Source organism: Pseudoalteromonas sp. TB41 (assembly GCF_000497975.1).
GTDB lineage: Bacteria > Pseudomonadota > Gammaproteobacteria > Enterobacterales > Alteromonadaceae > Pseudoalteromonas > Pseudoalteromonas tetraodonis.
The window spans coordinates 1-18,327 of the sequence record NZ_AUTH01000092.1 but is presented as its reverse complement, the minus strand read 5'-3'; the positions used below and the strand labels follow the sequence as shown (position 1 = coordinate 18,327).

The 18,327-nt window shown below is 37.7% G+C and carries 21 protein-coding genes; 12 read left to right on the top strand and 9 right to left on the bottom strand.

Annotated features, from left to right (window positions below; translation table 11 throughout):
- Positions 1–444: transposase (locus tag L641_RS0115720; RefSeq protein ID WP_024601066.1), on the top strand; the 444-nt coding region annotated here is incomplete at its 5' end.
- A gap of 182 nt (positions 445–626) precedes the next feature.
- On the opposite strand, the gene L641_RS0115715 is transcribed toward L641_RS0115720, so the two are convergent.
- Positions 627–1,586 carry a hypothetical protein gene (locus tag L641_RS0115715; RefSeq protein WP_024602413.1) on the bottom strand — a complete coding sequence of 320 codons (960 nt, stop codon included), beginning with the start codon at positions 1,584–1,586 and terminating at the stop codon, positions 627–629.
- Positions 1,587–1,623: 37 nt separating this feature from the next.
- Positions 1,624–2,280, bottom strand: coding sequence for a DUF4145 domain-containing protein (locus L641_RS0115710; protein WP_024602412.1), 657 nt, complete (start codon positions 2,278–2,280; stop codon positions 1,624–1,626).
- 744 nt (positions 2,281–3,024) lie between these two features.
- Between L641_RS0115710 and L641_RS0115705 the strand changes: the two genes are divergently transcribed.
- From L641_RS0115705 to L641_RS0115685, 5 genes are all read left to right on the top strand, one after another.
- On the top strand, positions 3,025–3,339 hold the full coding sequence (locus L641_RS0115705; RefSeq protein WP_024602411.1) for a hypothetical protein: 315 nt from the start codon (positions 3,025–3,027) through the stop codon (positions 3,337–3,339).
- Between the two features lie 339 nt (positions 3,340–3,678).
- A complete protein-coding gene (locus L641_RS0115700; protein WP_024602410.1) occupies positions 3,679–4,392 on the top strand; it encodes an HNH endonuclease signature motif containing protein in 714 nt (237 codons plus the stop codon).
- 384 nt (positions 4,393–4,776) lie between these two features.
- The gene (locus L641_RS0115695) at positions 4,777–5,244 is read left to right on the top strand and encodes a hypothetical protein (protein WP_024602409.1); all 468 of its coding nucleotides are present in this window, start codon (positions 4,777–4,779) and stop codon (positions 5,242–5,244) included.
- A gap of 105 nt (positions 5,245–5,349) precedes the next feature.
- Complete coding sequence (locus L641_RS0115690; protein WP_024602408.1) at positions 5,350–6,243, top strand: CBS domain-containing protein; 894 nt, start codon at positions 5,350–5,352, stop codon at positions 6,241–6,243.
- Between the two features lie 573 nt (positions 6,244–6,816).
- Entirely contained in the window at positions 6,817–7,011 is a 195-nt protein-coding gene (locus L641_RS0115685) for a (2Fe-2S)-binding protein (protein WP_013463106.1), read from the top strand.
- A gap of 106 nt (positions 7,012–7,117) precedes the next feature.
- Here the strand turns inward: L641_RS0115685 and bfr (L641_RS0115680) are convergent, their stop codons facing one another.
- On the bottom strand, positions 7,118–7,582 hold the full coding sequence (bfr, locus tag L641_RS0115680; protein ID WP_008112262.1) for a bacterioferritin: 465 nt from the start codon (positions 7,580–7,582) through the stop codon (positions 7,118–7,120).
- 11 nt (positions 7,583–7,593) lie between these two features.
- A complete protein-coding gene (bfr, locus tag L641_RS0115675; RefSeq protein ID WP_024602407.1) occupies positions 7,594–8,067 on the bottom strand; it encodes a bacterioferritin in 474 nt (157 codons plus the stop codon).
- Positions 8,068–8,448: 381 nt separating this feature from the next.
- On the opposite strand from bfr (L641_RS0115675), the gene L641_RS23405 reads away from it, so the two are divergent.
- Complete coding sequence (locus tag L641_RS23405) at positions 8,449–8,610, top strand: hypothetical protein (RefSeq protein WP_013463108.1); 162 nt, start codon at positions 8,449–8,451, stop codon at positions 8,608–8,610.
- A 137-nt stretch (positions 8,611–8,747) separates the two neighbouring features.
- Here the strand turns inward: L641_RS23405 and L641_RS0115660 are convergent, their stop codons facing one another.
- Positions 8,748–9,602, bottom strand: coding sequence for a cation diffusion facilitator family transporter (locus tag L641_RS0115660; RefSeq protein ID WP_024602406.1), 855 nt, complete (start codon positions 9,600–9,602; stop codon positions 8,748–8,750).
- 266 nt (positions 9,603–9,868) lie between these two features.
- Between L641_RS0115660 and L641_RS0115655 the strand changes: the two genes are divergently transcribed.
- The 4 genes from L641_RS0115655 to L641_RS0115640 all read left to right on the top strand — a co-directional run bounded on the left by L641_RS0115655 (position 9,869) and on the right by L641_RS0115640 (position 12,909).
- Positions 9,869–10,357, top strand: coding sequence for a GNAT family N-acetyltransferase (locus tag L641_RS0115655; protein ID WP_016899173.1), 489 nt, complete (start codon positions 9,869–9,871; stop codon positions 10,355–10,357).
- 70 nt (positions 10,358–10,427) lie between these two features.
- Positions 10,428–11,780: an AlkA N-terminal domain-containing protein gene (locus L641_RS0115650; RefSeq protein WP_024602405.1), complete on the top strand. Its 1,353-nt coding sequence runs from the start codon at positions 10,428–10,430 to the stop codon at positions 11,778–11,780.
- Positions 11,777–12,244, top strand: coding sequence for a methylated-DNA--[protein]-cysteine S-methyltransferase (locus tag L641_RS0115645; protein WP_016899172.1), 468 nt, complete (start codon positions 11,777–11,779; stop codon positions 12,242–12,244). The genes L641_RS0115650 and L641_RS0115645 overlap by 4 nt, the downstream gene beginning before the upstream one ends.
- 80 nt (positions 12,245–12,324) lie before the next feature.
- Complete coding sequence (locus L641_RS0115640) at positions 12,325–12,909, top strand: thymidine kinase (RefSeq protein WP_016899171.1); 585 nt, start codon at positions 12,325–12,327, stop codon at positions 12,907–12,909.
- Here the strand turns inward: L641_RS0115640 and ltaE are convergent.
- Together ltaE and rlmF are read right to left on the bottom strand one after the other, a co-directional pair.
- A complete protein-coding gene (ltaE, locus tag L641_RS0115635; RefSeq protein WP_024602404.1) occupies positions 12,892–13,896 on the bottom strand; it encodes a low-specificity L-threonine aldolase in 1,005 nt (334 codons plus the stop codon). The genes L641_RS0115640 and ltaE overlap by 18 nt on opposite strands.
- Before the next feature lie 19 nt (positions 13,897–13,915).
- Positions 13,916–14,848 (bottom strand): 23S rRNA (adenine(1618)-N(6))-methyltransferase RlmF, encoded by a 933-nt coding sequence (rlmF, locus tag L641_RS0115630; protein WP_008464290.1) that lies wholly within the window; start codon positions 14,846–14,848, stop codon positions 13,916–13,918.
- A gap of 129 nt (positions 14,849–14,977) precedes the next feature.
- On the opposite strand from rlmF, the gene L641_RS0115625 reads away from it, so the two are divergent.
- Positions 14,978–15,886: an alpha/beta fold hydrolase gene (locus tag L641_RS0115625; RefSeq protein WP_024602403.1), complete on the top strand. Its 909-nt coding sequence runs from the start codon at positions 14,978–14,980 to the stop codon at positions 15,884–15,886.
- Here L641_RS0115625 and L641_RS0115620 read toward each other — a convergent pair.
- Together L641_RS0115620 and L641_RS0115615 are read right to left on the bottom strand one after the other, a co-directional pair.
- Positions 15,855–17,297, bottom strand: a complete 1,443-nt coding sequence (locus tag L641_RS0115620) for a sulfotransferase (protein WP_024602402.1) — start codon at positions 17,295–17,297, stop codon at positions 15,855–15,857. The genes L641_RS0115625 and L641_RS0115620 overlap by 32 nt on opposite strands.
- 39 nt (positions 17,298–17,336) lie before the next feature.
- Positions 17,337–18,236 (bottom strand): IS982 family transposase, encoded by a 900-nt coding sequence (locus L641_RS0115615; RefSeq protein ID WP_024600952.1) that lies wholly within the window; start codon positions 18,234–18,236, stop codon positions 17,337–17,339.
- Between the last annotated feature and the right edge of the window lie 91 nt (positions 18,237–18,327).

Genomic DNA, 18,327 nt, shown 5'->3' with positions numbered 1-18,327 from the left:
TTCAAATACGATGCAAATAAAGATATTTACTTATGCCCCGCTGGTAATGAACTTCAAAATCGAATGCAGGTATTTGAGCAAGGTAAATACCTTGATGTTTACTTCAATCACATTGCTTGTCGAGATTGTAAAATAAGAAGTCAGTGCACTAACTCTAAAAAAGACCCTAGGCGAATAAGGCGGTGGGTGCATGAGATTCTGACAGAAGAAATGCTTCAAAAGCTAAAGAATGAACCTGAATTGATGCTTCATCGCAAGCAAACTGTTGAGCACCCCTTTGGCACAATTAAACTCTGGATGGGAGCTACCCACTTACTAACACGAGGTTTAAAAAGCGTGAGTACAGAAATAAGTCTTCATGTTCTGGCTTACAACTTCAGAAGAATGCTCACAATTATGGGAGTTAATGGTCTAAGTAAAGCGATTAGAGTAGCGTTGCTATAGCAGTTTCGCTCGCGCGGAGAAAATTGCAATACTGAGAAAAAATCGATCGCAACCATCCTAGATGGTTTTAAACTAAGAACATACCCAAGACAATTTATTAAAAATTAGTTTTTACACAGTCTGTGCCATGAGCGGACATTGGTAACGCCCTGTTATGTCACAATTACGATGTCACGGCCTTATTAATCATCTCTCATAGCCTTAGCCATCCCTTCATTAAACTCCCTTGAGCAATCAGGACAGAGGGTTTCACCAAAATCATCCCTGTAAACTAGGTTCTCAGAAAAATGTCCGCAATGGCTTGCAGTGTGATCATCTACGTATTGCTTCCACTGCATTAATTCTTGTAGGCGCTTCTCTATTTCATCTACATTGCTTTGAAGAGATAATAAATATTTCTTATATTCTTTAAGGCTTTCAACATGGACTTCATAGTTTTCCAAAAAATCTTCAACTTCATCATGTTTAGTAAGACTTTGACCAATTTTGTTTTTGGAGTCTGTATGTTTAATATGCTGGGTAAAGTCTTTATACTGTGACCATGAGTCTACAAAATTGATTCTATCTGCGTGACAACCTAATATTAACTTGAGCTGAGATTGCTCATCCTGAGGACAGCATATAATTTCTATTGCATCGTAATCAAAATAGAACCCTTGAGATCCAACAAAGCGCCACTCACGTTCCCAAGTGAAACCTTGCTTTGTCGTAGTCTCACCCAAAGGGTGAGCTAGCGATCTAATAGAATCTATTAATTTACTGATTTTTGGTGAATCTACCGAGTCAGATACGCTAAATAATTGTGACAGTATATGATTATCCACGTAAATTGTCGGTCTGACATTATGCTCGACCATATAAGACTTACGAAAACCGACACCATACTCCATTTTTTCAGACTGTCTTCGCTTTGATATTGCTACAAATGCACCAAGGGCAAATATAGGAGTCTCTGTGAAGCAAGCTATTTCGTGATCAAAGCTTTTACTTTTTAAGGAATTTGGTGACTGGGATAAAATTAACCCTTCGCCTTTATGCCTACCACCATTTAAGATACTTTTAATTGAATCTTTCCCTGTCATATGCACTAAATATTTAGACATATCAGGCTTTAATTTGGGTTCTATCTCAAATGTTTTCATATTCAATTATTCCGACATACAATACGAATCACACTTGTTATGCCACGTAATTTAGAAGAAATGATTCAATATCACGAATCATATTTTTAACGTCGGATTCACTAAATAGTTCTTGTTTTCCGTGAGCAGCATTATTACGGATATCTGCGATTGCAGTAATCTGTTTTTGCTGAAGTTTATTATATACACCTGCTTTAGCAAGCTGGCCATTCATTGTATCCAACTTGCCAATTGCTACAGAATTATTTGCAGATAATTCTCTAAGGGCTGTTTCTAAAACGACTCCTGCAATTACAGCGGCTGCTAATTTATAACCACTTTTAAGTAATTCTTCAGCTTGTTCAATTTCACTTTCGAAAACTTCGGCTTGCACTAATTGCTTTAAAGAAGTCAAATAACCGCCTTCAAAGTCTTCTTTAGCAGCATTAAAGATAGCTCGAACTCTTTTCAGAATATCATAGTTGGTTTCCATACTCTGAAAACCTTCAGCTTTTATAAATGCTTTATAATGTTCAGAGTTGTTCCCACATGCTGTAACTAGTAAGTTTTTAGCCTTAACAATCCAGCCTGTTAATGCTTCATCATCTACGTTATCGACCTGCCCATATAAGCCTTCTACTTTTGTTTTAGTAGAATCAATTGTTTCAACTTGATCCTTTAATTCATTGAATCTTTGTCCTAATTTTTTATTCATAGCTAACTCCTAGCTGGAAGATTAAGTAGTGGCATAACAGCTTATTGAACAGCATTTTGGTGGTTTATAACACACCAAAACGGCGTATATTACATACCCTGATAATTTCACCAATAATTACCTTTGTAAACAAGTAATTAAAAGAGCTAGGAATTAAGCATGTTATTTTGCCCCAAAACGGCAGTTAATAATGTTATTGGACAAAATTAGGCTCCTACTCAAAGAAGTAGGAATAAATTTAACTTTTTCAGTGTCCGCTTATCGCTCAAAGCCGCCCTTAGAGCATTTAAATTAACTCGTTTTGGGGCAGAAACTAGTTATATCTGAATGACTGTTTTTGGCACTGAGCTGAACTTCGGCAAAGAGCGATTAACGGACATTCGCTTTTCCAACGAAAAGAATGAGCCTAGTTTTTCAGAGAAAGTAGGTGTTACTATCAGGTCTAAGTAAAAAACTGTTATGTGAGTATCCGATTAATCAGCTATCGGTGTCTTATTACTAAAAAGGATTAGTTGTGGCAACAATTAGAAGTTTATCTAAAAAGGTCGCAAGCCTAATGCTAGATACTAAATTAGCGACTATTGGAAAGAAGATTTTTAAGTGACTAGTTTTACCTGTTGTTGCATTTTTGCTGCTAGATGTTAATTATGATGCTTATCAAAATAACAAAAGGCTTACATACTGTAGTGACCGTGGCGTATCTGAATCTCAATGTGATTATTTTATAGAGTATGGTGATTAAGTATGAAAAAAATTTTACCTTTGTTATTTTTGTTTTCTGTCCCAGTATGTGCTGAAGATGTTTTCTTTACTTCAGATAAAACTTCTAGCGAGTTTGAGTTTAACACTAGATGTTGGGCATATGCGCAAATTGCTGGAGAGCCAGAGTCGGTTGTTGTCTATTTTAAAAATAAAGCCAAAAAAGAGAAATTTACTGAATTTCAGGAAGGGCTAAATGTTGGTTATGCTTCAGGTTTCATAAAGTCGGGCTCTATGCTCCTAGAAATATCTAAAACTGAAGCGGCTCAGTTGGTATTCAATTCGACCTGTAAGAAATAAACTTAAGGAATTAACATGACCAATCATTAATTAAAATTACATGCACTTATTGTTCGGGTAATTTTTCAGGTGTTTTAAACGACTTGTTTGATGTTTCTAAAACATATGCTGCTCAATGCCCAGAGTGTAATGAACAAACATTTTTTGTTGGTGAAAGTGCCTTTCTTGATGTTGATATTCCTGAAAATACAGTGACAATAAAATATGTTCCGGACTCTAAACAACTCACATAGCAAGATAATTAAATTTAACTAAAACAGTGAGTTACGCTCATCTTCGCTCCACAGTATAACCCACTATTTTAGTCCGCTTAATGCGGCGTTACATTAAGGAACCCTCATGAAATCAATAGCTAACGAAGCTGCTTTTTTTAAGTTCATGGAAGATAATGGGCCTACAAGTGATGGAGGCAAAAGAAATTATTTGTCTTGGCTTAGGTACGTTATTGATTTATATGGAATTGATCTCGTCAACCTTACTGAGAATGACGTCAACGAGATTTTCCAAGCTTTACGTAGGTCACAGGGGACTAGAGAGCGCTACACATCAGATTCAGCTATTTCTGATATAAAATCGGCGCTAAATAAATATCTAGCCTTTAACTTAACTGACGTGGGTGCTTCTAATGTCGTTAATGATATTGCTACTATTGCAGGTATAGGAACCACGACGAAAACAGAAGTTGAAACTCGGCTGAGACAAGGAAAATATCGAAAAGATTTAATAGCCCTTTGGAGAAAGTGCGCAGTAACAGAGTTTGATCGAGTAGATCTGTTAATTGCTTCTCACATTAAACCTTGGATCGAATCTAATGATTCAGAGCGTAAAGATCCCTTTAACGGACTGCTTTTAAATCCAACTTTGGATAAGTTATTTGATCGTGGTTATATAAGCTTTAAAGATGATGGGAGCTTAATTATCTCGCCTCTGTTAGGCGAGCAGGATATAAGCCTGCTTGGAATCACAAGGTCAATGAAGCTTTACAAAGTAGAAGCAGGCTGTCTTCCGTATTTAAAATTTCATCGGGAAGCTGTGTACGTCAAACAAATATAAGAACCACTGCCGCGATTCGGTTCACTCCGTCTGCACCTGCGGGCGTTACTAATGTCCGCCATTGGCAATTTGGCGCAGTTCGGCTTGGAGCGATCAGCGGACTGTCAAAAATTATGATATATGAAGTCAAGCGTTGCCCTTAAGTCTTTTTTGTTTCGATTAAAAAGCGAGTAATTAGCGTATGATATACTCGACACGGGAAGATGCGGAAGCTGAGATACTCAATTTCATAGAAATGTTTTACAATACAAGAAAGCGCCATTCGCATACAGGCGGTGTTTCAACAGCTAAGTTTGAAGAATCGTATTATTCTGAGTTAAAAACTGTCTAGTGAAAGCTGGGAAGTCCAGTTCAATAGTGAATTTGAATTAAGAGAAACTTTATATGCACATAAATGAACTTACACCTTCCCCTTTTAAAGATGCTGAATTAGATAAAATTTTAAGTTTAACGGAAGAACGAGAATATCACCTATCTCAATGGAGACTAGTTTCTAAACAGCGTGAAAAATTCAAGTGGGGTGCAATCATTAGCTCAGTAGCAGTCGGTCAAGCTATATATATGAAGGATGCTTCAGTGGTAGCTCATGTATTTAATTTGAAATTTGGTATTGTTGCTGGATTTATTTTGATTTTTTATTCGCTTTTTCAATGGTATACCCTAAGAAAAAACTCATTAGAAATATATAAACTCACAGAGAAAATATACCGAGATACAGAAGAAAAATATGGTATAAGTCTCACCACTAAAGATTGCGTGGTCGTAAAAAGCGATAAATATAGTTATTTCATTGAATTGCCATCTTTTAAAATTTCCTTTCGTCGAGAGCGAAAGAAGAATGCCTTTTTATAACAAGGCCTTAAAGTCGGGTTCGAAGTAGTTCGCTTCGATCCATATTTTAGCCAACCATTACTCACCGCTTTAGGCTGCGTTATACAACAATTAGGATTTATCTACATGGGTTACCAACTTTGGATGTCGCCAGAAACAGGTTATCGACGTCAGGGAACTAGGTTTGAGTCCCTACAGGGCATTTTCGTTGAAAATGCGAAGCTACTTTCATTGTTCGAACCAGTACTTTGCTGCAAAGATACTGATAGTGCATCCCACGCAAAACATGCGCTCGAATCGAGAGATTTTGATGTGACATGTGTTGTTAATGATGATGGTGTTATTGTTGGGCAAATAGAAAGAAAAGCTCTGAATGATGGCTTAGTAGCTGAATATGTAAAGGATGTAGAAGAAGAACAAAAAATAGATGAAAATACCTCCTTAGTTCATCTACTCCAGATTTTGGAGATAACTGAATCTAAATATGTAACTCGTGATGGTCAAATAGTGGGTATTGTTTCACGTTCAGATCTGAATAAGCCGATTCCAAGGACATATCTATTTGGTGTAGTTTCTTTAGTTGAGTTACATATAAATTTTTGGATTAATTACTACTATCCCAATAACACTTGGCTTCAAACTTTAAACAAAGATAGGCAAACTAAAGTAAATGAAACTATTGGACTTCGTCGGGGGAGTAGTGATTATCTCACTATGGTTGAGTGTGCCCAGCTTTGTGACAAAAAAGAAATTCTTAGAAACACTCCCAAATTCTTAGCTAGGTTTAGTTTTAGTAAAACAAACTTTAAAATTTTTTTGGAAAAACTTGAAATTGTTCGCAACGAAATAGCACATAGTCAGTCATCCATAATCGGTCGATTAAACTGGGAACATATTACTCGCACTGTTTCCAAGGCTGAAGAGTTCGTTGGTCTTTCAGATGACGTAATTGAGGCTGAAAGCAAGGAGAAAGCTAAAGACTTTGATGCTACAGTTTTGGTTCCTGTAACTATTGTATAACAAACTGTTGCAGGAGTGATTCGCAACGCGTGGCATTTTTACTATGCTTTACGTCTAGTGCTTTACAGCATCATTGCGTTGCTCATACCTTAACAGGGCTTACCAATATATGTGAGTTGCAAACTAGCGATAGCAAAGTTTGCGATAGTACACTTATTAAATTAATCATATTTTTAAATCTTTAATGGAAGATAAGGGATAAATTTTGACTTCAGATATTATGGCTCCTGACAGTCTGCAAATGGCACAAACCGGAAATAGCCCACGCACTAATCCTATATTTATACATTAAGGTTTCTTCAGACTTAATGTAATTCATTTCAATCATTCAACTATTTACCTAAATCTAAACCTATTTAAATTCAAGGTCAGACTTTAGTTAATAAATCTCAATTTAAGTGCCATACTTCGAATGAAATTCAAACAATTCTCAAGCTGCCGCGAATTCTCAACTTAAGTGGCGCTGGCCAAAAAAAATGCAAAAAAATCAATTTTTATAAAAAACCAATTGATAACTATTTTCGTTTAGATTAGTATAAACCTACTAAATGAAATTGAGAGTTGTTTGTATTCATGTATATTTGTCTTTGTCACGGTGTGACCGATAAAAAAATTGAGCAAACCATCGACGATGGTGCTACTACCATGCGCGAGCTAACTAAAGAGCTTAAAGTGGGCAGCCAATGCGGTAAGTGTTGTTGTTGTACTAAAAAGATCCTCAATCGTAAACTGATTCAAATTGCAGATATAACCGATCAAGTGGCTTAAGAGTAATCTATATAATTACCCCTATCTAAACGAATTGGTTTAACATTTAAAAATTAAACATAAAAAAAGCAGCCTTAGCTGCTTTTTTTGTATTTATAACTTTAACTTACAGTTGCGATTGTAAGTAGTTTTCAAGCCCAGTGTTTTTGATCAACAGTTGTTGTGTTTCGAGCCAATCAATTTGTTCTTCTTGCTCATTTAAAATGTTGTCGAGCGCTTCACGGCTAATGTAATCTTTCTTACTTTCAGCGAGTTTAATGGCAGCACGTAGCTCGTCTACGGTATCAAGTTCAAAGCTCATGTTAGCGGCAATCATTTCTTCGCTGTTTTCGCCTATACGTAAACGTCCTAAATCTTGAAGATTAGGTAAGCCTTCTAAAAATAAAATACGCTCAATTAAGCGATCGGCGTTTTTCATTTTTTGTATCGATACTTTGTAATCAGCTTTGTCCAGTTTACTAAAACCAAAATCTTTAAACATACGTGCATGTAAAAAGTATTGGTTAATACCCACAAGCTCATTAGCAAGTACTTTATTTAGCGCTGCAATAACGTCTTTATCGCCTTTCATAATGTAAGTCCTTATTCGCCCATTTGAGCTTGGTGGTAATTTTGAGTGCCAATTTTGTCAATTAGGCCCAGTTGTTGCTCTAACCAGTAGACGTGATCTTCTTCGGTATCAAATAATAGCTTTTCTAGAATTTCACGAGATTGATAATCTTGCTGTTGTTCACAGATGGCAATAACTTCTTTAACACACTCAACCACTTCAAGTTCTAAGGTTAAGTCGTTTTGCATCATGCTTTTTACATCGCTACCAATTAACAGATCACGACGTTTAGTCATGTTTGGTACGCCTTCTAAAAAAAGAATACGTTTAATTAACCAATCAGCGTGGTCTTTTTCTTCTTCCATTTCATGGTTAAGACGCTCATAAAGTTTGTTTAAGCCCCAATCATCGTACATACGAGAATGAATAAAATACTGGTCAATAGCAGCTAATTCGTTAGCTAACAATGTATTGAAGGCGTCGATTACTTTTTGATTACCTTTCATAGCGCTTATCCTAAAAATTCTAATTGTGGCTAGTCTAGTATATAGGCACAGAATTGCAAGTAATTTACTTATAAATCATATGGTTAATATTGAGTTTGATTCTCGTTTAAGTTTGCATTGCTGGCTGACAAATGGACAAGTTGTTATTTGTATTTTAGATCAGCAAGTTACATTTTTTATAACATAAAAAGGCATACTTACTAAGGTTATTAAGTAAAGTATTGCAGCTATTTTAAGTGTTGAGGTTGTTCTTTTACGCTTTATTACTTCGAATTCTGGGATGAATACAGTAAAACTGAAATATTTACACAACTGAGTTTTTTCACTCAATTTATTTTGTAGCCACTCTCGTAATCTAATTATTGCTATTGTAGCGGGGGGATGTCTTTGCACCCAGCTCACGGCTCTGTAATTAATGAAGTAAGAAAGGCTAAGGAGCAGGGAAGTGGACATTTATTGTTTACACAAATATCCGTGAAAAAAGCGGATAAAGCTGAAAACTTAATGCTGCCTCTTGCAGCAGCAACTATCAGTACTCTTTAATTTAATTAATTTGTGATAATACTTATCTATCGTATTTTTGTAGCGGTTTAAATAAAAACCGCTGAGAAGTCTATCTAAAATATAAGTAAACCTAATTAGAGCTTTAATGTAATCATTTTGGTTATTGAAAACAGTGATTAGTAACACTCGATTACACAGTGCTCAATTGCAAATTCATCATGTAAATAATGTTTAATGGCGTTAAGCTCAATAAGGGTATCTGTTTGCATCACAATTTCACAGTGTGTGGTGTTATCGTCGAGTTGCCATGCTTTTATTGATTTTATTTGAGTAATGTCAAACTGTTGCAGTAACTTTTTACTGATAAGTTGCTGGTCAAAACCAATGGGGGCTGCCTGCATTAAAATGCTGCAGCTGGCTTTAAGTAATAATACGCCGTGATAAATAACATACAGTGATATCAATATCGTCGCTATTAAATCAACTACATACCACTGGTATAAAATAATTAAAGTACCGGCAATAATAACCACAATAGAGGCCATGGCATCAGACACATTATGAATAAACGCCGCCTTTATATTCATGTTGTTTTTAGCGCCGGCTTTAAAGGTTAATAATGCAGTGACTAAATCAATGAATAGCGCTACTGCAGCAACCCACACAATGATCCAGCCATTGATAGGTTGAGGGTTTAAATAACTACTTATGGCCTCAAAAATTAAATAACCACCGATGACTATTAACGTGGTGCTATTAAAAAGAGTTGCTAGAATTTCTGCACGTTTGTAGCCAAAATGGTGGGTTGTATCAGCTTGCTTATTGCCAATTTTTCGAGCAACGAGGGCAATAAAAATTGAGGCCGCATCACTTAGGTTATGTAATGCATCGGCAATTAATGAAAGACTGCCGGAAAATACGCCGCCAACAACTTGCACTGCAGTCAGTAAAACATTTATAAATACGGCAAGAGTGAGCTGTTTATCACTTTGGTTATCATCAACGTGACTGTGTGAATGACCATGACCCATTTTAGTTAAACTTCCTCATTGCTTTACTGTGTACTCATAATGACAACTTTTTGCCATATATAAAAGCGTTGTTTTAATTTGTTTTTTTAATGCCCTAATGAATAAATTGAAATAAGCTCATGAACGTTACTTATTGAATATAAAACGATATGCTAGGGTATAAATAAATGTATTAATGGCTTAAATTATCATAATTAGTTAAGCACTTTTTATATTAAATTAGATGCTTACCAGGCATAAAAGTAGTTTTTTAAGGGTCAATAACAATGAACACAGCAATAGAAATTCGCGATGCAAAGCCAAGTGATGCAAAAACAATTCTACACTTTATCAATGAGCTTGCTATTTACGAAAAAGAACCTGATGCAGTTAAAACCGATGAGCAAGCCATTTTAAACACCCTGTTTTGTGAAGGCGCAACGGCGCACAGTTTAATATGTTTACAAGATGATGAGCCAATTGGTTTTGCCGTGTATTTTTACAATTACTCGACTTGGTTAGGTAAAAATGGTCTTTACCTAGAAGATTTATACGTGAGCCCTGATAGCCGCGGAAATGGGGCTGGTAAAGCCATTATGAAAGAACTAGCAAACAGAGCAATCAATAAAGACTGTGGCCGCTTTGAATGGGTGGTACTTGATTGGAATAAACCCGCGATTGATTTTTATAATAGTATGGGCGCTGAGCCACAAAATGAATGGATTATATATCGTTTAACGGGTCAGGCATTAATTGATTTTGCAAATAAAGATTAGTGCCGAATATGGCCAGTAATACGCTTAGTTTTTGCTAAGCTAAGCGCTACCTAATTTACAAGAGCATTTTATGGGTGATCAGCACTGGCAAAAAGCACGTCAAAGTCGTGATGCGCGTTTCGATGGGCTTTTTTATGTAGCCGTTAAAAGTACCGGTATTTATTGCAGGCCAATTTGCCCTGCGCCCACAGCTCACGAAAAAAATGTAGTCTACTATCAGTTTGCACACTCTGCCGCGCAGGCTGGTTTCAGGCCTTGTATTCGTTGTCGGCCCGATAGTGCACCAGGAAGTGCGGCTTGGCAGGGAACAAAAACAACGGCTCTACGAGCCAAGCAATTAATTGATCAGGATAATCAGCACGACTGCGAAAAGCTCGCCACGCGTTTAGGAATAAGCAGCCGTTATTTAAGGCGATTATTTTCTCAATATTTTGGCATTTCTATCACGCAATATCGATTGTTTAACCAATGTCATTTTGCAAAAAAATTGATTCAAGAAACTAGCTTACCGCTTACCGAGATAGCGTTTGCCTCAGGCTTTAAAAGTGTTAGGCGTTTTAATGATGCTTTTTTAAAACAACTTAATATTGCGCCCTCAGCGCTCAGAACCGCCAAGCACCCAGCTGATATTGGGCTCACCTTAATTTTGCCTTTTCGTCCGCCGTATAACTGGCAGGCATTGCATGGGTTTTTAGCAAAACGATTAATTCAGCCAATAGAGTGGTTAACGCCAACCAGTTATGGGCGTACTTTTACTTATAAATCGTGTAGAGGGCGTTTTGATGCTGAGTTTGTTGCAGATAAACATCATTTTCGGGTGCAAATTGATATAGATAATACGCAATATTTACAGCCAGTTATTAACAACATTCGCCGTGTACTTGATTTAGATGCAGATACTTATTTAATTGAGGCGCATTTAAGCGAACACATTAATAATGCATTTCCACTTACTAAAGGCTTAAGGTTACCGGGTATTTGGTCAAGTTTTGAGGCGGGAGTTAGGGCTATACTTGGGCAACAAGTCAGTGTAGCGGCGGCGCACAACCTAGTGACTAATTTAGTAACACAGCTTGGTGAAAAGCAACACCAACAGGTCTATTTTCCTGAGCCTGAAGTGTTAGCACACAGTGATTTTGCATTCTTTAAAATGCCACAGGCGCGTAAAAATGCACTGCATAACCTCGCTGAATTTTGTGCCGTGAATCCCGATTGTGATGATTTAGACCAATGGCTTAGTTTAAAAGGGATTGGCCCATGGACGGTTAATTATGCAAAGTTACGCGGCCAAAGCCAGCCCGATATTTTACTCGATGGCGATTTAGGCGTTAAAAAGGCACAAGCGGCAGCAAGCTCTTTTGAATCTGCGAACTGTGCACCATTTCGATCTTACTTAACTTTTCAACTTTGGCAGCAATTATGATAGTGCAAACCAGTTTACCCAGCCCGATTGATGACATTATTATTCAGGCAACTGAAAAAGGTATTAGTTATGTGGGGTTTTATCCACCGGCCAGTTATATCAGTACGCCTTTAAACGAGATAAATAATTCGCATGTTTTATCTTGTGTGGCGCAGCTTAATGAGTACTTTGCTCATACGCGTACTGAGTTTGATTTAGAGCTTGATACTGGCGGCACGCCATTTCAGCAAAGCGTATGGCAGGCATTGTGTAGCGTACTCTATGGAAAAGTGGCGACTTATAAAGATATTGCCGAGCAGTTAAACAACCCTAAAGCTGTGAGAGCGGTAGGGGCTGCAAATGGTAAAAACCCAATCAGTATTATTGTGCCGTGTCATCGTATTATTGGTGCAAATAAAAAACTAACTGGTTATGCAGGTGGTTTAGAGCGCAAGCAATGGTTACTAGAGCATGAAGCAAAATAAATAGCTAAATAACGTATCCAAATTTGTATTCTGAGCACTTTAAGGTAGCATAAGCGCACTTTTTATTTGAAGGCACGACAATGGCGCAATTATACTTTTACTACTCTGCAATGAATGCAGGTAAATCAACCACCTTACTACAATCTGCATTCAATTATAAAGAACGTGGTATGGAGCCGGTGATCCTCACGGCGGCTATCGATGATAGAGCCGGAGTAGGTAAAGTATCCTCACGTATTGGCTTGCAAGCAGATGCGCATATTTATGATGCAGATATAGATGTTTTTGCGCTTATTCAAGCTCTTAATGCAGATAAAAAACGCCATTGTGTGCTGGTAGATGAATGTCAGTTTTTATCAAAAGACCAAGTTATGCAGTTAACCGATGTGGTTGATGAGTTAGGAATACCCGTATTGTGTTACGGATTGCGCAACGACTTTAGAGGGGAGCTGTTTATAGGGTCACAGTATTTACTTGCTTGGGCTGATAAGCTAATTGAGCTTAAAACGGTGTGTCATTGTGGGCGCAAAGCAAATCACGTATTACGTACCGATGAAAATGGCGAGGCTATTGCCGATGGTAATCAAGTTGAAATTGGCGGCAACGACCGTTATGAATCGGTGTGCCGCAAGCATTACAAAGCGGCGTTAAATATGGGCCGTTAAGACTTTAATAAAGGTATCTATATCCGCTTGGGTAATACCTAAATGGGTTACGAGCCTAAGTTGCTTACTTGGGCTAAACACAATGTCCTGTGCTTTTAAATCGGCTGCTAGCTTTGTGATGTTTATGCTGTTATCAAACGTAGCGTAAACCATATTTGTGGTATTACTCATATTTACTTCAAAGCCTGAAATTTCACTTAACTGCTGTGCTAAATAACGCGCATTAGCGTGATCATCGACTAAACGTTGAGTGTTATTTTCTAACGCATATTGCCCCGCAGCAGCTAATATACCCGCTTGGCGCATACCGCCGCCAAGCACTTTTCGCCAGCGTCTTGCTTTGGCTATCAATGCTGTTGAACCAAGCAATAATGAACCAACAGGTGCACCTAATCCTTTTGATAAGCAAATAGATACAGAGTCAAAATGTTGGGTTATTTCTTTAATATCAACGTTAAGCTCGGCAGCGGCATTAAAAGCGCGAGCGCCATCTAAATGCAGTGCTAAGTTATGTTGGTTAACAAATTCGCGTGCTTTGAGTAAATAATCAATACCGAGTACTTTGCCACCTATGGTGTTTTCAAGGCTCAGTAATCGCGTTTTCGCAAAGTGGCTATCATCGGGTTTTATTGCAGCAGCAATTTTAGTAAAACACAAGCTACCATCGGCTTCATTTTCAATAGGCTGTGGCTGAATAGAGCCTAAAACGGCAGCGCCACCGCCTTCAAACTTGTAGTTATGAGCATTTTGGCCACATATATACTCGTCGCCGCGTTCACAATGGGCCATTAATGCAAGCAGATTTGTTTGTGTGCCTGAGCTACAAAAAAGTGCATCTTGCACATTAAAACGTAATCGAGCATAAGCTTCTAATTGGTTTACACTTTCATCATCGCCATAAACGTCGTCGCCGACGGGGGCATGATACATAATATCCCGCATTTTGCTGCACGGCTTTGTTACTGTATCTGAGCGAAAATCTATCATGGGGTGTCCTTAAGTGGCTTTATACTAATTCTTCACAAATTTGTTCTCGGGTGGCTTTATCAAAATAGCTCCATGCAATAAAGCGACTGACTTTTTGCCCTTGTGCCATTTCAACAATTTTAAATTCACTAATAGGCTGTTGTTTTAGCTGTGCTTCTAAGGCTGCTAGAGTTTCTTTTTTAGAAACCAACGAGGTAAACCAAATTACTTGGTCACTGTGATCCCTGCTTTCTTTGATCATGTTAGAAATGAATGCTAACTCACCACCTTCACACCATAGCTCATTACTTTGTCCGCCAAAATTAAGTGCTTGCGAAGGCGTTTTGCCTAAGTTTTTCCATTTACGTTCACTGCCTTTATTGGCTTCTTCTGCACTGGCGTGAAATGGCGGGTTACACATCGTTAAATGATACAAATCTTTCGCATTAACCACCCCTTTAAAAATATGCTCGGGATTTTTTTGTTGTTTAAGCGTTATTTTTAGATTATTGAACTGAGCGAGCTGCTTGGCTATTTTTATTGCTGCAGAGTCTATGTCGCTGCCAGTAAAGTGCCATTGGTATTCGCTATTGCCCGTTAGCGGGTAAACTAAGTTAGCGCCAGTGCCTATATCAAGCACTTTAATTTGTCGGCCAGTGGGGATAACCTGCTGATTATCTTCGCTGAGTAAGTCAGCTAAGTAATGAATATAGTCAACTCTTCCTGGAATAGGTGGGCATAAGTTGTGCTCAGGTATGTCCCAAAAGTTAATGTTGTAATGACTTTTTAATAGCGCCTGATTCAAGGTTTTTACAGCTAAGTTATTACTAAAATCAATACTTTGATTGCCTGCTGGAGTCGTAATTAAAAAAGCAGTTAACGAAGGGGTTTGCGAGGTAAGCAAATTAAAATCGTAACCATTTTTGTGTTGATTGCGCGGATGTAATTTAGAACGAGTTGATTTTGCTTTCATGAGGCTTTTTTAACAACAGGAATAAAAGCCAATAGTAACAAATACAGACAGAAAAAGTGCATAATTTTCCCTTTGGCTTACCAGGTATTACTGGTAGGATGAGTTGTTAGCAATTATAAGGAATTCGCTTTGGCAGTTACTCAAGAGTCTGTTTTTATTAAATTAGATGACCATCAAACACTGCATTTACGCCGTATCGCCAATCAGAAGCCAAGTGGGCCTGTGGTGTTATTAATTCATGGTGCGGTAGAAAATGGCAAAATATTTTACACTCATAGCAATAAAGGGTTAGCGCCTTTTTTAGCTGAACACGGATATTGTTGTTATGTCGCTGATTTACGCGGGCGTGGTGAAAGTAAACCTGCTATTTGTAAGCAAGCACGGTATGGACAAACTGAGGCGATTGTTGAAGATATTCCGGCATTTATTGAAAAAATTGAACAGTTAGAGAGTAAAAAACCTGACTTTTTAGTTGCTCATTCTTGGGGTGGGGTGTTGCTTAATAGCGTGTTTGCTCGCTTCCCTGAGCTGATAAACGATGTAAAAGCGTGTGCCTATTTTGGTTCAAAGCGTTCGCTATTTAATAACCACCCTAAAAAGTTATTTCAGGCCAATTTGATTTGGTATTTTATGGCGCCAATATTAGCGAAAAAACACGGTTATTTACCAGCAAAACGCTTAAAGTGGGGCAGTGATGATGAAACTCAAAAGTCGCATTATCAAAGTATGCAGTGGGCTAAGCAAAATCCGTGGATAGACAGTGATGACGGCTTTGACTACGCTAAAACATTAGCAAATCTTACGCTTCCTCCAACGTTACATATTGCTGCAGTAAAAGATAAAGCATTGGCGCAGCCTATCGATATTCAAAAGTTTATTGATGAATCAGGTACTGGGGTGCAAAAAATGCAAATATATGGTCGCCGCTTTGGGCACAAAGTAGATTACGACCATATTAATATGCTTACTCACCCACAGGCACGCCAAGAGCAGTTTATGGATGTGCTTAATTGGTTTGAGGCAACGAGAGCAAACTAAGTAAAGGGGCTTCATAACGCTGCCATTTATCAAGGCTTTTGTTATTTACAGGTTGCCTGATGGCATGTTTACTGAGTGTTGTAACGGCGCTTTTATTTTTGTAAAAGTCTAAACAAGTCTGTTCAAATTCACAGCCAGTAAAACTTAATAGTGCGGTTAAATGTTCCTTGGGACTTTCAATTAACTGCTCATAACTTAAATTATAAATAGCTAAGCGGTTAAATTGCTGCCAATGGCTCATTAGTTTTTCATAAAGCTGATGGTACAAAGCAAATTCATTTAAATCACAAAAATAGGGTTCGTTTTCAGCAAAGTAATTAGTAAACACTGAAAATGCGGTTGCGTGAAAGTTGCGGGTCAGGTTAATAAACTTAGCATCTGGGAATAAAATATAAATTAACCCTAAGTTTTGGTAATTGCTAGGCAGTTTATTGATCACATATGTGCCGTTGCTCCCCGAAGAATTTAACGTATCTAAATAAATAGCTCTGGCTTGGTTAATTAAAGGCGTTGTTAGTTTAGTTAAACATTGAGGGTAGCGTAATCCTGTTTTATGTTCTAAAAAAGCCACTATCTTATTGCTAATACTGGTGTCCTCTCCAAGCGTTGTCCATTGACTGTGCCCTGCTAACATTTGCTCGAGTAGGGTTGAACCGCTTCGTGGCATACCAATAATAAACACGGGTGTGACAGGGTACTGTTTGTTCAGTTTTGCTAAATTGAGCACACTTTCATTGTTATATTCAATAAGTTGGTCATAAAACTCAATTAAATCTTCAGTATTAAATTCACTGAGTTTACGTTGTTGCTGATTGGCAATCACAAAATAGTTAAACGCTTGATCAGTATCGTCTAACTTGTCGTAACTTTTAGCTAAAGCATAGTAGCAGACCATTTTTAAGCGTATGTTATTTGTTTGAGTTAAAAAGTGGTGTAACTGATCGATGTAATTATTTGCTTTATTAAAACGCCCTAATTGTACCAATTCAAATAAAACATAAGCCGTAACCGGTGCTATTCCAAGCTTTAATGCTTCCTCAAGCGTTGACTGTGCTTTATCGAGCTCGCCAAAGGTTAAATAGTGCTGAGCTAAATAATAATGGGTGTCTGGGTTGTCTGTGGCAATGCTTGTTGCGTATTCGAGTACTTTTTGCGCGTCCTCAGGGGAGTTGACTGCATTAAATGCATCACTTAATGCATACAAAGGTTCTAATACATAAGGGAGGTGCTGACACGCTCGTTGTAGTATATAAACAGCGGCATCAAATTGTTCTAAACGCAGTGCTACCTTACCTAGGCCAAACAGGGCGTCACCATTGTCAGGCTCTGCTTGTAATAGCGTTTTGTAATGAAACTCAGCTTCTCTAAGCTTGTTTTGTGACAATAACTCATTCGCTTTTTTTAGTAGCATAATACAACTAATATTCTTTTTATTTAACCTGAGATCTGGTTAAGCCAACATTAGATTATTACTCTCTAAAATTTCAAGTTCTTGCGATGTTAAATCTAATGACGGCTTTTCCTCTTTTAGGCAATAGGCAATTAATCCACCAAGTAAATTTAGCATAAAGCCATGCATACTGCGGTGTCTAGAGTGTTCAATGTAAGAAATGTTTTTCAATTGATCATTCACCGTTTCGATTATAAATCGTTTTTTCAATAAAGCCCTGTCCCACAATGAAACAAATTTTTTCTTCATATTCTTTCGAACCGTCGTGATCAACTCGACACCTTTTTCTAGTAACTCACCAGAGAGCGCTTTGCTGATATAACCTTTGTCGCCATAGAGTTTTCCGAAGATAGAGTCCGCCATATCAGAAACAGGCTCTCGATCATCCACATTGCCCGTTGTGAGCTTTAGCGCCACAATCTCACCTAAATGATTAATTATTAAGTGTAGTTTGAATCCATATGACCAACCCATAGTGCCTTTTCCATGATGAGCAACGCCTTCAAACACTTTATTTCTTTTAGCTCTGATGATGTGACACACTTCTATTTTAGTGGAGTCAACAAATTGTATACCTGTGGGCTTGCCAAGTTTTGATGTGAGGTAACTGCACATCGGAACCACCACACTAGGCATAAGCGCGAGAAACCTTGCGTAACTCAGCAACTCTGGAAAATAGGCTTTAAGTTGACGGCAAACATAGTGAAGGTAGTAGTTTTTGAAATCTCTGTAATGTGACTGGTGAAAATGGATGATAATAGTCATCACCTCTGACGGAGATAAGCGGCATGCTCTTCGACGTTTAATTTCACCATTTTCGAGCAATATACGCTGCCAGCTTGGGAAAAATAACTTTGAAAAATCATCGACATCACAGTACGTTTCAACTAACTTGTTCATGCTCGTTCCTTTTTGTTCTAATCACTCTTGGTCGAATGATCGGATCATGGAACGAGCATTTAGTTCCTTTAAATTAGTAATTTCTTATCCG